The sequence below is a fragment of the Qipengyuania benthica genome (assembly GCF_030717865.1).
GTDB lineage: Bacteria > Pseudomonadota > Alphaproteobacteria > Sphingomonadales > Sphingomonadaceae > Qipengyuania > Qipengyuania benthica.
On sequence record NZ_JAVAIL010000001.1, the window covers coordinates 929,489 to 943,476 of the forward strand.

The window sequence follows — 13,988 nt, forward strand, 5'->3', positions numbered from 1 at the left end:
CCTGCCGTAGCGGCCGCCCCCGCTTGCGACCCTTGTGGAAAAGCCGATTAAAGCTTTGCATGGTCGAATCGAACTGTGCCAAACTGTAACGAACCATTCTCAAATATCTGTTTTCCCCGGAGCCTACCTCGATGAGCATCAATATCGGACCCGCCTCTTCCGACGATCTGCGGCCGCGGATCACCGTAGTCGGGGTCGGCGGGGCGGGCGGCAACGCGATCGCCAACATGATGCAGGCCGAGATCGAAGGTGTCGATTTCATCGTCGCGAACACCGATGCGCAGGCGCTCAGCACCGCTTCGGCGGAAAAGCGCATCCAGCTGGGTCCTGACATCACCGGCGGGCTCGGTGCCGGCGCGCGGCCCGAAGTGGGCAAGGCTGCTGCCGAAGAAACCGTCGACGAGATCGAGCACGCGCTCGAGGGCGTCAATATGTGCTTCATCGCCGCGGGCATGGGTGGCGGCACCGGTACGGGCGCCGCTCCGGTGATCGCCGAAGCCGCGCGCAAAAAGGGCGTGCTCACGATCGGGGTCGTGACCAAGCCGTTCCTGTTCGAGGGCACGCGCCGGATGCGCGCAGCCGAAGCGGGTATCGAGGAACTGCAGAAGCACGTCGATACGCTGATCGTCATTCCCAACCAGAACCTGTTCCTGGTCGCCAAGGCCGAAACCACCTTCAAGCAGGCCTTCGAGCTCGCCGACGAGGTGCTCCAGCAGGGCGTCCGCTCGATCACCGATCTGATGGTCATGCCGGGCCTGATCAATCTCGATTTCGCCGACGTGCGTTCGGTGATGAGCGAGATGGGCAAGGCGATGATGGGCACCGGCGAGGGTGAGGGCGAGAACCGCGCGCTCGAGGCCGCCGAACGCGCCATCGCCAACCCACTACTCGACGGAGTGTCGATGGCGGGCGCCAAGGGCGTCATCATCTCGATCATCGGCGGCGAGGACATGAAGCTGCTCGAGGTCGACGAAGCGGCGAACCATATCCGCGAACTCGTCGACGAGGATGCCAACATCATCTGGGGCTCGGCTTTCAATCCCGATCTCGACGGCAGGATCCGCGTCTCAGTGGTTGCCACGGGGATCGATCAGCACGCTCAGACCTCGACACCCGCGCGCCCCGAAGCCCGATCTTTTTCGATGGGCGAATCGCGCCCGCCGCAGCGCCCCGCGCTCGACTTGCCGCGACGCGCGGAGGAGGGCGAGCCCTTCGAACTCAGCGAAGGCCTCTCGGCGGAGCCCGAGCGCTTCCGCGATAGCGCTGCCGCAGCATCGGGCGAGCCCGATTATGGCGAAGACGAGCCGATGGAACTGACCGAAGCGGAATATGCCGGCGCCGACGAGCCGGACGACCATGACGGTTCGAGTTCGCCGCGCGCCGGGGGCGGGACGAGCTTCGGAGTTTCCTATGCCGGTTCGGATGAGGAGGATGTCGAGGATGTCGACGACATCGTCGATCCGCTGGCCGGTCTGCGCAACGACAGCGACGATGAGTTCGACGGTTTCGACGATTTCGGAAGCGAAACGCGCGACGGTTCCTCGGGGAAGCCTTCGGTCGCGGATAGTGCACGGCAATCACCGGTGCAGGATCGCGGCGATGATCGCCGTCCCGCCGAGGGACGCTTCGGTTCTTTCGCGAGCGGCGTTTCGCAGGACGAGCTCGAACTCGGTGCCGACCAGATGGAACCGGTCGACAGTCCGCTGGCTTCCAAGCCGACCCGGCGGCGCATGCCCGGTTCGGGCGATGCCGGATCGGGCCCCACCCCGGCCCCGCGCAGCGGTGCTTCCGCCACTGGCGGTTCCAACTCGGGCAGCACTCTGTTCGAGCGCATGGCCAATCTCTCGCGCGGATCGAGTCCGCAGGCTCAGGAAGAGGATTCGGAGGACGAAGACGGCGGCTCGGCGCTCAATATTCCGCGCTTCCTCGGACGCCAGAACAACCAGTAGGCGCAGACCGGTTCCGGGGGGTGGCACACCACTGCGATCGCTATTCGGTCGCGGTTTCAAACGGGGCATCATCGCGCCGCGCCCGATGCGGCAACGACGGAGCGTAATCCTTGCAATCGCTTGCCCGATTCTCCTTGAGCGCATCCCTATTCGGGCTGGTGCTCGCTGGCCTGGCCGGCGCTGCCACGGCGCAGAACGCGATCGTTCAGCCGCTGCCACCGCCCGAAGCCGAAGACCTGAACGAGGCGCTGCGGCGCCTTTCGCGCGATCGGTCCGATCTCGATGCCTTGCTCGAGGCGGGCGAAGCCTCGATCGTGCTGGGCGACAGCGATGCCGCAATGGGATTTTTCGTCCGCGCTCAAGATCTGTCGCCGGACAATGCGCGAATGAAGGCGGGTCTGGGGCGCGTCTTCCTCGCCGAAGGGCGGGCCATCGAGGCGCTGCGCTTTTTCGCCGAGGCGGAAACGGCCGGCTACCCGCTGGTCGAGATGGCTGCCGATCGCGGGCTTGCCTTCGATCTGGTCGGCGACAACACACGGGCGCAGGAGCTCTATCGCCTCGCGCTGGCGCGTAACGACGATCCGGCAACCAGCCGTCGACTGGCGCTGAGCCTCGCGATTTCGGGAAAGAGAGCGGATTTCGAGCGAATCCTGCTGCCGCAATTGAAAGACGAGGATCGCGCCGGGTTTCGCGCCCGTGCCTTCGGCCTCGCAATCCTCGGGGACGAGCGCGAGGCTATCTCCATCGCCGAAGCGCTGATGCCGACCGATCTGGCACTGAGGATGACGCCGTATCTGCGCTATATGGCGCGACTGACCAAGGCGCAGCAGGCAGCCGCTGCCAATCTCGGCACCTTCCCGCGCGCCGGCGAGATCGGACGCGATATGCCCGCGATCGCTGGCTATGCTGAGCAGGGCGCCGCGATCAGTCGGCGTGCCGATGCGTCGCTGACGCCGAGCGGGCCCGTCATGGGAGCCAGCCGGCCCCAGCAAGCCGCTGTAGCACCGGCTCCGAGCACTCCTCCGCCGTCCAGTGCGGAGCGGCGCCGGGCCGAGCGCGAACAGCGCCAGGCGCTGGCTGGGCTCGATCCGATCGCACGCACGCGAGCAAGATCGGCTCGCTCGACATCGACACCGACGCCTGCGCCACCAACGGCGCCTGAACCGGCACCCGTGGCAGCGACAGTTCCTGCACCGATCCCGACGACCCGGGATTCCCCTCCTGCTCAGGCAGATGCAACAAGCCAGTTGGCGATCAGCTTACCGGTTGAAGCGCCGCGGCAGAGCTCAGCGGATGCACAAGGTCCCGGTGCCGAGGCCGCAGGCCGTATCGAACCTTTCGATCTGGCGCAGACCGCGAGCGAAGCGTCGGTTCCGATCCCGGCCTCGGGCGTAGCGCCCGATCCCGGTCCTCTTCCGACCGGCAGTCTCGAAGATGTCTTTGCCGAGTTCGAGGCCATTCCGGCAATGCGTTCCGGAGCAACGCAGGGCGCGGTTGATATCGCCACGATCAAGCCGCCCCGCGAGCGCGCCGCTCCACCGCCCGCGCCCGCGCGTGCCGCGCCGCCCCCGCCGGAACATCCCGCGCGTCACTGGGTGCAAATTGCAACCGGCCGCGACCGCGATGCGCTCAAGTTCGATTGGCGCCGCATTGCGCGCAACGCCAAGTCGCTGCTCGACGGCAAGGGACCTTTCGTTACGCCCTGGGTCGAGGCCAATCGCCTACTGGCAGGACCTTACCCCAGCGCCGGCGATGCGCGTGAAGTCGTCACGCAATTGAAAGCCCTGGGGATCGACGCCTTCACCTTCGCCAGCCCGCGAGGTCAGGAGATCGAGACGCTCGACTGACAGGCGAGCCGCTTGTGCACAGCGTTTGCACAGGCGAGGTGGGTTCTCCCCAGCGTGGACGTTTCGCCCGATTGCCAACCGCCGCGACCTTCCGGCATTCGCAATCCATGATCTGGACGGGACGCAATCGATGAGAGCCGTGGAAAGCTACGAGGGCGAAGACGATTGCGCGCCGATCGAGATGCTTACTGCGCTGTTCGAGGCGCGCGGCTGGCCCTGCGAATCGACTCGCGACGAGTTGAGCGGCGAAATCCAGGGCAGCTGGGCGACCTATCAGGTCAAGGGAATTTGGCGCGCGGAAGACAATGTCTTGCAGGTGCTGTGCCTTCCCGATGTCCGCGTCGCAAAGGAACATCGCCCGGCCGCCAATGAACTTGCCACCCTCGTCAACGAACAGCTCTGGCTCGGCCATTTCGACATCTGGTCCAATGGCGGCGTGCTGCTCTATCGCAATGGGACGCTGCTTGCCGACAACGGCATGCTCAGCCTTGCGCAGGCGCAGGCGCTAATCGAGATTGCAGTCGACGAATGCGACCGGTTCTATCCTGCCTTCCAGTTCGTGCTGTGGGGCGGCAAGAGCCCGCGCGATGCGCTGGAAGCCGCGATGGTGGATGCCGCGGGCGAAGCCTGATCGGATCAGCTGCTCCGAGCTTCGCGATGCGGTGCCGAGGCGGGCCGCTAAGGCTGAGCTTTCTCTGGCTTGGCATCACCGGTTTTCCTTGAAAAAGAACGCCACGTCGCCGATATTGTCGAGAGCGAGCGGGGCGCATCGTGCGCACATGTCCGCGTAAAGGAGTTGGATTAGAAATGGCCGATTGGAACGACACTGAACAGCGACGGACGGGCTTCAGCTCGGTCCCGCGCGCTGGCGACGCCGTTGCCCGGCGCGAAACCTTCGACGCGGGCCTGCGCTCGCACATGCTTTCGATCTACAATTACATGGCATCGGGTGTGCTACTCACCGGCATCGTCGCTATGCTGACTGCGCGGTCGGGCTTTGCCTATACTTTGGCTCAGGGCGGGTTGCTGTTCTGGGTGGTCGCGCTGGCGCCGCTCGGCTTCGTTTTCGCGATGAGCTTCGGCGCGCACAAGTTCTCCCGCAGCACGCTGCAGGCGATGTTCTGGGGCTTTGCGATCGCGATGGGCCTGTCGCTCAGTTCGTTGCTGCTGGTCTATACCGGCGAGAGCATCGCGGCGACCTTCTTCGCGACCGCGGGGGCCTTCGCGGGTCTCAGCCTGTTCGGCTACACCACCAAGAAGGATCTGTCGGGCTTCGGCACGTTCCTGGTGATGGGCGTGATCGGACTGATCATCGCGATGGTGATCAACATCTTCCTGCAGTCGAGCATGCTGGAACTGGCGATCAGCTTCCTCGGCGTGCTGATCTTTGCCGGTCTGACAGCCTACGACACGCAGCGCCTCAAGCGTGAGTACCAGCATCTGCGCGGTACCGAGTTTGCCGGCAAGGCGATCATCCTGGGCGCGTTGAGCCTGTACCTCGACTTCATCAATATGTTCCTGTTCCTGTTGCGCTTCATGGGCGTCAATCGCGAGTAATCCCACTCGCTCTATCGCAGGATGGACTCAACTGATCGTGCCCGGGACGCATTTTGCGCCCCGGGCATTTTCATATGCGGCAGAGACGTTTAAGGCTCACTGCTTCAGCCTGCATCCATCTGTGCGACTGTAGGTGCCGAAAGATTTCAAATACGCCCGACAGCACGAGGGAGGGTCGCAGCCCATGCGCCGCGTACGAACAATTCATATCAGACTGGCCGCCGTTGCCGCCGCATTGGCCGCTCTCGCCGCTTGCGCGACCCCGCCGCCACCGCCTCCTCCTCCTCCTCCTCCTCCTCCTCCGCCGGTCGAAGTGATCCCCCCGCGCCCGATGCCTCCGGGCGGCGCGACGGCGGTGATGACCATTCCGATGGTGGGTGTCGATGGCGTGCGGCAGACGGTCAATGCCGACCTTTCGACCGCGCAGACCGTCTGGAACCTGCGCTCCGCGCTCAACGTCGCGGCGCTCAACTGCATGACCGCCGAGCATGGCGCCCTGCTGCCCAACTACACCGCTTTCCTCGATCGCTACGCCAGCAAGCTGTCGTCCACCAACCGCGCGCTGATCGCCGAGTTTCGCGCCGAATACGGCCCGGGATTTCGCGACGTGCAGGATTCGTACATGACCCGGGTCTACAATTACTTCGCGCTGCCACCTGCGCAGGAAAACTTCTGCGACGTCGCGCTTGCGGTCAGCTCCGAAGCGCTGGCCCCCGAGGTGACGGATCTCGAGCTCTTCGCCGCACAGGCGCTGCCGCGGATCGAGCGCGAGTTCGAGACCTTCTTCAGCGCCTACGAACAATATCGCACCGATCTTGCCGCGTGGGACGCCCGCTATGGCCCGTCGAGATCTGAAGTGCGAACCACCTTCTACGGCAATCCCGATGGAATCACGACCGGCGCTGCGTCCATGGGCTCTTCGTCCGCAGATCGGTCGTCCGCCGGAGGCAGTCCGGCACAGGGCGAGCTCATGATCGACCTGTCGGGCACCACCGGACAGGAATCCACTGCGATCGAAGCCACTCCGGTCCCCGCCTCCGATGCCCAGCCACAGCCCGCGCCGCTGCCGAGGCAGGGCCCGATCATCCTGCCCGAGGAAACCCTGCAGTCGCCCGGATCGAATTACGCTACGGAACGCAACGGCGAGATCGCGGGCAGCGAATAGCCGCCCCGACTTAGGGCTTTGCAGCGGGCGGTGCATTCGCTAAGGCGCGCGCTCGCTCTTGCAGACACGCCGGAGCGATAAACCTGGAACGGGGCCGTAGCTCAGTTGGGAGAGCGCGTCGTTCGCAATGACGAGGTCAGCGGTTCGATCCCGCTCGGCTCCACCAGGTGTTCGATCCTTATCCGAAAACATATCCGTTTTCGTTCCGCACCAGCTGCGGTGCCCGCTTCGTCTTCGTTCTGTGCGCGTTCGCTCGCCCTTGCGGACCTCGGGGGTCCGTTCTAGCGCTGCCACAGAGGCAAACGACGATGCATTTTCTCGACCAGGCCAAGATCTATCTGAAGTCCGGCGGCGGTGGCCCCGGGGCGGTCAGCTTCCGACGTGAGAAATACGTCGAGTATGGCGGCCCCGACGGCGGCAATGGCGGCAAGGGCGGCGATATCGTCTTCGAGGCGGTGCGGGGCCTCAATACCCTGATCGACTTTCGCTATTCGCAGCATTTCAAGGCCCAGCGCGGCACGCATGGCATGGGCAAGGATCGCACCGGCGCCGGCGCCGACGATCTGGTGATACAGATCCCCGTGGGCACGCAGATCCTGTCCGAGGACAAGGAAGAGGTGCTCGCCGACTTCACCGAGGTCGGCCAGCGGATCGTCTTCCTCGAGGGCGGGATCGGCGGGCGCGGCAATGCCAGCTACAAGACCTCGACCAACCGCGCCCCGCGCCAGCACCAGCCCGGCATTCCCGGGCAGGAGATGTGGGTCTGGCTGCGGCTCAAGCTGCTCGCCGATGTCGGCATGCTGGGGCTCCCCAATGCGGGCAAATCGACCTTCATCAACCAGGTCTCCAACGCCAAGGCCAAGGTCGGGCATTACGCCTTCACCACGCTGGTGCCCAAGCTGGGCGTCGTACGCCACCGCGCGCGCGAATTCGTGGTCGCCGATATTCCCGGCCTCATCGAAGGTGCAGCGGATGGCGCGGGCATCGGCGATCGCTTTCTCGGGCATATCGAGCGCTGCCGGGTGCTGATCCATCTGGTGGATATCTCCGGCGACGATCCCGCCGAAGCGATGCGGACGGTCAATGCCGAGCTCGCGGCCTATGGTTCCGGCCTGGCCGACAAGCCGCAGCTGATCGCGCTCAACAAGATCGATCTTGCCGACGACGAACTCGCCGAGGGCTTCGCCGCCGAATTGCGCGAGGCGGGCGCGGAACGGGTGTTCAGCATCTCGGGCGCGACCGGCGCTGGCATGGAGGCGCTGCTCGATGCGGTGCTGACCTATTTGCCCGACCGGACCTCGACCGAAACCAAGGCTGCCGAGGTCGAGGATACCGAAGCGGCGGATCAGATCGTCTGGTCGCCGATCTGACGGTTTTGCTCTAGTCCAGCGCCGATGGAAATCGCCCACCTTTCGGACCTGCGCCGCGCGCGGCGGCTGGTCGTCAAGATCGGCTCGGCGCTGCTGATCGAGAACGGCAGCCCGCGCGCCGAATGGCTGGGCTCGCTGGCCGCCGAACTGGCGGCACTGCGCGAACACACCGAGATTCTCGTCGTCAGCTCGGGCGCGATCGCGCTGGGCGCGGCGCGGCTGGGTCTTGCCAGGGGCGGGCGCGGGAGCCTTGCCGATGCGCAGGCCGCTGCCTCGGTCGGACAGGTCGAGCTTGCCCGGTTGTGGTCCGAGGCGCTCGGCCGCCACGGCATCATCGCGGCGCAATTGCTGGTGACCTTGGGCGATCTGGAAGACCGCCGCCGCTATCTCAACGCCTCGGCCACGCTCGCGCGGCTGATCGAGGCGGGCGCGGTCCCGGTGATCAACGAGAACGACAGCGTCGCAACCGAGGAGATCCGCTTCGGCGATAACGACCGGTTGGCGGCTCGGGTGGCGCAGGCGGCCAGTGCCGATGCGGTGGTGCTGCTGTCCGATGTCGAGGGTCTCTACGACCGCCATCCGCGCGAGCCGGGAGCAGTGCTGATCGAGCGGGTCGACGGGGTAACGGCCGAGATACTGGCGATGGCCTCGGCGGATTCGGGTTCGGGGCTAGGGCGCGGCGGCATGGCCGCCAAGGTCGAGGCGGCGCGGATCGCCGAGCGCGCGGGGATCGCGCTGGCGATTATCGACGGCACCGGCCATGCACCGCTCGCCAAAGCGCTGGATGCCGGACGCGGTACGCTGTTCCTCCCGCAGCGCGACGAGGGCTCGCGCAAGGCTTGGCTGGGCGGGCGCCTGACGGTCGCCGGCGTGCTCGGCGTCGACGAGGGCTGCGTCGCGGCGCTTGGGCAAGGCGCGAGTCTGCTCGCTGCCGGGTTGAGCGAGGTCGAGGGAGACTTTGTGCGCGGCGATCTTGTGGCGATCCATGGGCCTAAGGGCGAGCGGCTCGGCCAGGGGCTGGTCGAATACGCCAGCCACGAATGCCGCGCCATAATGGGGTTGCGCGAGGCGGAGCAGGAAGAGCGGCTCGGCTATACGCCGAGGGCCGCGGTGATCCATCGCGACCATATGGTGCGGACATGAGCCTCGCGGTCACGGGGACGACCGGTTTCGTCGGCCAGGCGCTGCTCGATGCGGCGGCGCGGGCGAGAATGCCGGTTCGGGCGCTGACCCGGCGCCCGCAGGAGCGGCGCGAGGGCGTCGAATGGATCGAAGGCGACCTTTCCAACCGCAGCGCGCTCGCCGAGCTGACCAGCGGGACGCGCGCCGTGATCCATATCGCGGGTCTCACCAATACCCCCGATCCGCAGCGATTCGAGCAGGCGAATGTCGCGGGTACCGCGTCCTTGATCGAAGTCGCGCGTTCCGCGGAGGTGGAACGCTTCGTCTTCGTCTCCTCGCTGTCGGCGCGCGAACCAAAGCTGTCAGCCTACGGCGCCTCCAAGGCGCGCGCCGAGGAACATGTGGCTGCCAGCGGGCTTGACTGGACCATCGTTCGCCCGCCTGCGGTCTACGGGCCGCGTGATCGCGACATGTTCGAGCTGTTCCGCGCGGCGCGAGCAGGCGTGGTGCCGATGCCGCCGCGGGGCCGCGCATCGCTAATTCATGTCGACGATCTGGCAGAATGCCTGCTGGCGCTGGTTCCGGGAGGCGAAGGCGTGAGCGGCGCCATTCTGGAGCCCGACGATGGGCGCCCGGGCGGCTATGCGCATCGCGAACTGGCGCAGGCGATCGGTCGCGCATTGGGGCGGGAGCGCGTGTTCGCACCGCATCTGCCCGCCGGAGTGCTCGCGCTTGCTGCCCGGGCGGATCGCCTGCTGCGCGGCGACGAAGCCAAACTCACGCCGGACCGGGTGGGCTATATGTGCCATCCCGACTGGGCTGCGCGCAGCGATCGGCGCGTGCCGGATGCCGTCTGGCACCCCCGGATCGTTGCCGAAGAAGGTCTGGCAGCGACGGCTGCGTGGTATCGCGCTGCGGGCTGGCTCTAGCCGAGACCGATCAGAGGAAGGGTTCTTCGCCCGGCTTGTGGATGCCGCATTCGACCTTGTCCCAACCCTTCCAGCGGCCCGAGCGCGGGTCTTCGCCGGGGGCTACCTTGCCGGTGCAGGGGGAGCAGCCGATCGAGGGATAGCCGCGCTCGACCAGCGGGTGGCGCGGCAGGTCGTGCTCGGCGAACCAGCCGGCGATCCGCTCGGCATCCCAGTCGATCAGCGGATTGATCTTGAGCCGCCCCTGCGCGTCCGAAGTGTCGATCTCGAACCGCGGCAGTTGCGCGCGGGTCGAGGACTGGAACGCCTTGCGCCCGGTGAAAGTGGCATCGTAGCCGGCCAGCGCCTTGGCTAGCGGCCGCACCTTGCGGATCTCGCAACAGCCGTCGGGATCGAACGACCAGCGCAGCCCGTTTTCGTCCCGCTTCTCGAGCTCGTCCAGTTCAGGGTGGAGATTGACCAGATTGGTCAGCCCGAGCCGCTCGACCAGAACATCGCGATAGGCGAGCGTTTCGGGGAAATGCTTGCCGGTCTCGAGGAACAGCACCGGGATGCCGGGGTCGATCTGCGACAGCAGATGGAGCAGAACTGCACTTTCGGCACCGAAGCTGGAGACCGTCGCCAGATCGCCGACAAGATCGTCCGCCATCACCGCGCGCAGCATCTCCAGCGTGTCGCTGCCACGGAACATGCGGTTGAGGCGGATCGCGTCGTGCTCCGAAAAGCGGGGACGGGTGTCCAGTCGGTCGATGGCGCGCAGCTCGTTCATGCGTGCCGCTTGGTCCAGATCGGGGTACGTTCGTCCGCGGCGGACTGGTAGACATCGGGCCAGCGCGCCAGCGCCGCCTCGACATCGCCCGCATCGAGCGGCGCGTCGGGATCGAAGGAATCGAAGCCGCAGCGGCGCATATAGGCGAGCTGGTCGACCAGCACATCGCCCACCGCGCGCAATTCGCCCTCGTAACCCGCCTCGCGCAGGATCCGGGCGGAGGAATAGCCGCGTCCGTCGCCGAAAGCGGGGAAATTGACCTCGACCAGCTTCACCCGGTCCAGATGCGGGATCAGCTCGCGCGCCTCGTCGCCGGGTTCGATCCGGACCGCGAGCGCATCGTCCTGCTCGACGAAGGCATCGACGGTGACCGCTGCATGGTCGGCGATTGCGTCGCTGCGGTAGCGCAGCAGGCCGCTGTTGTGGCCCCGGCCATCAATAAGGGGCCCGTCAGTGTTGGTCACCGGATCAGCCATAGAGCGCCTCCTTGAACGGGGTCATGCCGATGCGGCGGTAGGTGTCGAGGAAGCGCTCGCCCTCGGTGCGTTCGCGCAGATAGACATCGGCGGCGGTCTCGACCGCATCGACGATGCCGTCCTCGTCGAAACCCGGCCCGGTGATCTTGGCGAGCGCGGTGTCTTCCGCCTCGCTCCCGCCGAGCGAGAGCTGGTAGTTCTCGACGCCTTTGCGATCGACCCCGAGGATGCCGATATGGCCCGCGTGGTGATGACCGCAGGCGTTGATGCAGCCCGAGATCTTGAGCTTCAGTTCGCCCAAAGCCTCGCCCTTGCCGCTGGCCTCGAAGCGCTCCGAAATCTTCTGCGCCACCGGGATCGAGCGGGCGTTGGCGAGGCTGCAATAGTCGAGCCCCGGACAGGCGATGATATCGCCGATCTGGTCGAGGTTGGGGGTAGAGAGTCCGGCTCCGTCGAGCGCTCGCCAGACTGCGGGCAGATCGGACTTGTGAACATGCGGCAGGACAATGTTCTGCGTGTGCATCACCCGCAATTCATCGAAGCCGTAACGCTCGGCGAGATCGGCCATCAGCCGCATCTGCTCGGCGGTGGCGTCGCCCGGAATCCCGCCCACCGGCTTGAGGCTGATCACCGCGGAGACGTAGCCGGGGGCCTTGTGCGGGTTGGTGTTGCGCTGCACCCAGCGCCGGAACGCCGGATCGGACGCGGTTTCTGCAGGCTCGCCGGAGGCAGAAGCCTCCTCGGCCGCCCGGAAGGCGGGATCGGCGAAGAAGCTGCGGATCCGCTCCAGCTCGGCGAAGGGCGGCTCGACGCCCTGATCGAGCAGATGTGCGTACTCTGCCTCGACCTGGCGGGTGTATTCCTCCGCACCCAGCTCATGGACGAGGATCTTGATCCGTGCCTTGTACTTGTTGTCGCGGCGACCGTGACGGTTGTAGACCCGCAGGCAGGCCTCGGCATAGGTGATCAGCCGGTCGAGCGGAACGAATTCGTTGATGCAGGGCGCGATCATTGGGGTCCGGCCCATGCCGCCGCCGACGTAGAAGGCGGCGCCTAATTCGGCTCTCCCATCTTCGGTGGCGCGCTCGACGATGCGGATGCCGATGTCGTGCAGCTTCATCGCCGCACGGTCGGTCTTCGAGGCGATCACCGCGATCTTGAACTTGCGCGGGAGGTACGCGAACTCGGGGTGGAAGCTCGACCACTGCCGCAGCAGCTCGGCATAGGGACGCGGATCGGTCGCCTCGTCGGCAGCGGCGCCGGCAAAATGATCGGAGCTGATGTTGCGGATGCAATTGCCGCTGGTCTGGATGGCATGCATCTCGACCTTGGCCAGATCGGCGAGGATATCGCCCGCATCCTCCAGCTTGATCCAATTGTACTGGATATTCTGGCGGGTAGTGAAATGGCCGTAACCGCGGTCGTATTTCTCGGCGATGTCGGCGAGCGCGCGCATCTGGTCGCCGCTGAGCGTGCCATAGGGCACCGCGACGCGCAGCATGTAGGCGTGGAGCTGGAGATAGAGCCCGTTCATCAGCCGCAGCGGCTTGAACTGGTCCTCGGTGAGCTTGCCCTCGAGGCGGCGGCGGCACTGGTCGCGGAATTCCTCGACCCGGGCGTCGACCATCGCCTGGTCGTATGTGTCGTAGCGGTACATCAGATCACCCACTTGCCGATATCGGGATCGGCGGGTTTGAGGGTCAGGTCGGGGCGCACGGTGGGGCCGAGCGCGCGCACCCGGTCCTTGATATGCGCGGGGCGGGGGCTGCCCCCTTCGAGTTCGGCATCGATCACGTAGGGGACGTTGACCCGGCGCGCCGATTCCTCGCGGCGGGCGATTTCGTCTTCCTTGCCGGTGACGTCGACCGCATCCTCGACATGGAGCGACCAGTCGCTCCCGGTCCACCAGGTGACCGCTCCGGTCTTGAGATCATTGCCGGTGAGAATTCTCATCGTGCGGTTTCCTGTGCAAGCTGGGCCAGCGTCGCATCCTCGCGCGCGGTCACTTCGCCGATCACGATCAGCGCCGGGCTGACCACGCGCTCGCGCTCGACCAGGTCGGGCAGCGCGGCGAGCGGGCCTCGGAGCACGCGCATGGCCGAACGGGTGGCGTTCTCGATCACGGCGATCGGCATGTCGGGGGCGAGGCCGTCGGCCATCAGCTTCTCGGCGATCTGCGGCGCGGTCTTGACGCCCATGTAGATGACCAGCGTGCGGCCCTTGCCCGCGAGCCCGGCCCAGTCCTGCTCGGCGAGCCCCTTGCACTGGCCGGCGACGAAGCTGACCGCGCTCGAGGCGTCGCGGTGAGTGAGCGCGATCTGCGCGGCAGCGGCGGCGCCATTGGCGGCGCTGATCCCGGGGACGATCTCGACCGCGACACCGGCGGCTCGTGCGGCCTCGGCTTCCTCGCCGCCGCGCCCGAAGACCAGCGGATCGCCTCCCTTCAGGCGCACCACCATCCGCCCGGCGCGCGCCTCGCGCACCAGCAGGGCGTTGATCTCGTCCTGCGCCATGCTGTGGTGCGAACGGCGCTTGGCGACCGAGATGAGCGTCGCATCCCGGTGGGCGAAATCGAGAATGTCGTCGGAGACCAGTCCGTCGTGAACGATCACGTCGGCGGCCGCGATCAGCCGCGCGGCGCGCAGCGTCAGCAGGTCGGGATCGCCGGGTCCGGCGCCCACGAGATGGATGATGCCTGTGTTTCGCATGAGGGGAAAATGCCCCCGCGCTCGCTTCGGCGCCAATCAGAATGCTTGCGCGCCGGCACAGTTCAGCTTTTGAAATGTGGGCTAGCCGCCCGCGAA

At 66.3% G+C, this 13,988-nt stretch carries 13 protein-coding genes and 1 tRNA gene; 9 read left to right on the plus strand and 5 right to left on the minus strand.

Translation table 11 applies throughout. The features are described from left to right. The first annotated feature begins 131 nt into the window (after positions 1–131). The 9 genes from ftsZ to Q9K01_RS04675 all read left to right on the plus strand — a co-directional run bounded on the left by ftsZ (position 132) and on the right by Q9K01_RS04675 (position 9,939). The gene (gene ftsZ, locus Q9K01_RS04635; RefSeq protein ID WP_305929020.1) at positions 132–1,949 is read left to right on the plus strand and encodes a cell division protein FtsZ; all 1,818 of its coding nucleotides are present in this window, start codon (positions 132–134) and stop codon (positions 1,947–1,949) included. A gap of 134 nt (positions 1,950–2,083) precedes the next feature. Continuing rightward, positions 2,084–3,796: an SPOR domain-containing protein gene (locus Q9K01_RS04640; protein WP_305929021.1), complete on the plus strand. Its 1,713-nt coding sequence runs from the start codon at positions 2,084–2,086 to the stop codon at positions 3,794–3,796. Positions 3,797–3,926: 130 nt separating this feature from the next. Next, complete coding sequence (locus tag Q9K01_RS04645) at positions 3,927–4,427, plus strand: type III secretion system chaperone family protein (RefSeq protein ID WP_305929022.1); 501 nt, start codon at positions 3,927–3,929, stop codon at positions 4,425–4,427. Positions 4,428–4,603: 176 nt separating this feature from the next. Beyond that, positions 4,604–5,353 carry a Bax inhibitor-1/YccA family protein gene (locus Q9K01_RS04650; RefSeq protein ID WP_305929023.1) on the plus strand — a complete coding sequence of 250 codons (750 nt, stop codon included), beginning with the start codon at positions 4,604–4,606 and terminating at the stop codon, positions 5,351–5,353. 358 nt (positions 5,354–5,711) lie between these two features. Then, positions 5,712–6,518, plus strand: a complete 807-nt coding sequence (locus tag Q9K01_RS04655) for a hypothetical protein (RefSeq protein ID WP_305929182.1) — start codon at positions 5,712–5,714, stop codon at positions 6,516–6,518. Between the two features lie 90 nt (positions 6,519–6,608). Further along, a tRNA-Ala gene (locus tag Q9K01_RS04660) sits at positions 6,609–6,684 on the plus strand. Positions 6,685–6,826: 142 nt separating this feature from the next. Continuing rightward, positions 6,827–7,888 (plus strand): GTPase ObgE, encoded by a 1,062-nt coding sequence (gene obgE / locus Q9K01_RS04665; protein ID WP_305929024.1) that lies wholly within the window; start codon positions 6,827–6,829, stop codon positions 7,886–7,888. 24 nt (positions 7,889–7,912) lie between these two features. Next, positions 7,913–9,031 (plus strand): glutamate 5-kinase, encoded by a 1,119-nt coding sequence (proB, locus tag Q9K01_RS04670; RefSeq protein WP_305929025.1) that lies wholly within the window; start codon positions 7,913–7,915, stop codon positions 9,029–9,031. Next, positions 9,028–9,939, plus strand: a complete 912-nt coding sequence (locus tag Q9K01_RS04675; protein ID WP_305929026.1) for an NAD-dependent epimerase/dehydratase family protein — start codon at positions 9,028–9,030, stop codon at positions 9,937–9,939. Before proB ends, Q9K01_RS04675 begins: the two co-directional genes overlap by 4 nt. 10 nt (positions 9,940–9,949) lie before the next feature. Here the strand turns inward: Q9K01_RS04675 and Q9K01_RS04680 are convergent, their stop codons facing one another. The 5 genes from Q9K01_RS04680 to cobA are packed head-to-tail and all read right to left on the minus strand — an operon-like array spanning position 9,950 to position 13,892. After that, positions 9,950–10,708 carry a phosphoadenylyl-sulfate reductase gene (locus Q9K01_RS04680; RefSeq protein ID WP_305929027.1) on the minus strand — a complete coding sequence of 253 codons (759 nt, stop codon included), beginning with the start codon at positions 10,706–10,708 and terminating at the stop codon, positions 9,950–9,952. After that, positions 10,705–11,184 (minus strand): DUF934 domain-containing protein, encoded by a 480-nt coding sequence (locus Q9K01_RS04685; RefSeq protein WP_305929028.1) that lies wholly within the window; start codon positions 11,182–11,184, stop codon positions 10,705–10,707. Before Q9K01_RS04685 ends, Q9K01_RS04680 begins: the two co-directional genes overlap by 4 nt. Continuing rightward, a complete protein-coding gene (locus Q9K01_RS04690) occupies positions 11,177–12,841 on the minus strand; it encodes a nitrite/sulfite reductase (protein WP_305929183.1) in 1,665 nt (554 codons plus the stop codon). Before Q9K01_RS04690 ends, Q9K01_RS04685 begins: the two co-directional genes overlap by 8 nt. Beyond that, positions 12,841–13,137 (minus strand): DUF2849 domain-containing protein, encoded by a 297-nt coding sequence (locus Q9K01_RS04695; RefSeq protein WP_305929029.1) that lies wholly within the window; start codon positions 13,135–13,137, stop codon positions 12,841–12,843. Before Q9K01_RS04695 ends, Q9K01_RS04690 begins: the two co-directional genes overlap by 1 nt. Then, complete coding sequence (cobA, locus tag Q9K01_RS04700) at positions 13,134–13,892, minus strand: uroporphyrinogen-III C-methyltransferase (RefSeq protein WP_305929030.1); 759 nt, start codon at positions 13,890–13,892, stop codon at positions 13,134–13,136. The genes Q9K01_RS04695 and cobA overlap by 4 nt, the downstream gene beginning before the upstream one ends. Between the last annotated feature and the right edge of the window lie 96 nt (positions 13,893–13,988).

Bases quoted from the DNA above. Each gene is read 5' to 3' on its own strand.
- ftsZ (WP_305929020.1), top strand. From the start codon at position 132: ATGAGCATCAATATCGGACCCGCCTCTTCCGACGATCTGCGGCCGCGG.
- Q9K01_RS04645 (WP_305929022.1), top strand. From the start codon at position 3,927: ATGAGAGCCGTGGAAAGCTACGAGGGCGAAGACGATTGCGCGCCGATC.
- Q9K01_RS04650 (WP_305929023.1), top strand. From the start codon at position 4,604: ATGGCCGATTGGAACGACACTGAACAGCGACGGACGGGCTTCAGCTCG.
- Q9K01_RS04655 (WP_305929182.1), top strand. From the start codon at position 5,712: ATGACCATTCCGATGGTGGGTGTCGATGGCGTGCGGCAGACGGTCAAT.
- obgE (WP_305929024.1), top strand. From the start codon at position 6,827: ATGCATTTTCTCGACCAGGCCAAGATCTATCTGAAGTCCGGCGGCGGT.
- proB (WP_305929025.1), top strand. From the start codon at position 7,913: ATGGAAATCGCCCACCTTTCGGACCTGCGCCGCGCGCGGCGGCTGGTC.
- Q9K01_RS04675 (WP_305929026.1), top strand. From the start codon at position 9,028: ATGAGCCTCGCGGTCACGGGGACGACCGGTTTCGTCGGCCAGGCGCTG.
- Q9K01_RS04680 (WP_305929027.1), bottom strand. From the start codon at position 10,708: ATGAACGAGCTGCGCGCCATCGACCGACTGGACACCCGTCCCCGCTTT.
- Q9K01_RS04685 (WP_305929028.1), bottom strand. From the start codon at position 11,184: ATGGCTGATCCGGTGACCAACACTGACGGGCCCCTTATTGATGGCCGG.
- Q9K01_RS04690 (WP_305929183.1), bottom strand. From the start codon at position 12,841: ATGTACCGCTACGACACATACGACCAGGCGATGGTCGACGCCCGGGTC.
- Q9K01_RS04695 (WP_305929029.1), bottom strand. From the start codon at position 13,137: ATGAGAATTCTCACCGGCAATGATCTCAAGACCGGAGCGGTCACCTGG.
- cobA (WP_305929030.1), bottom strand. From the start codon at position 13,892: ATGCGAAACACAGGCATCATCCATCTCGTGGGCGCCGGACCCGGCGAT.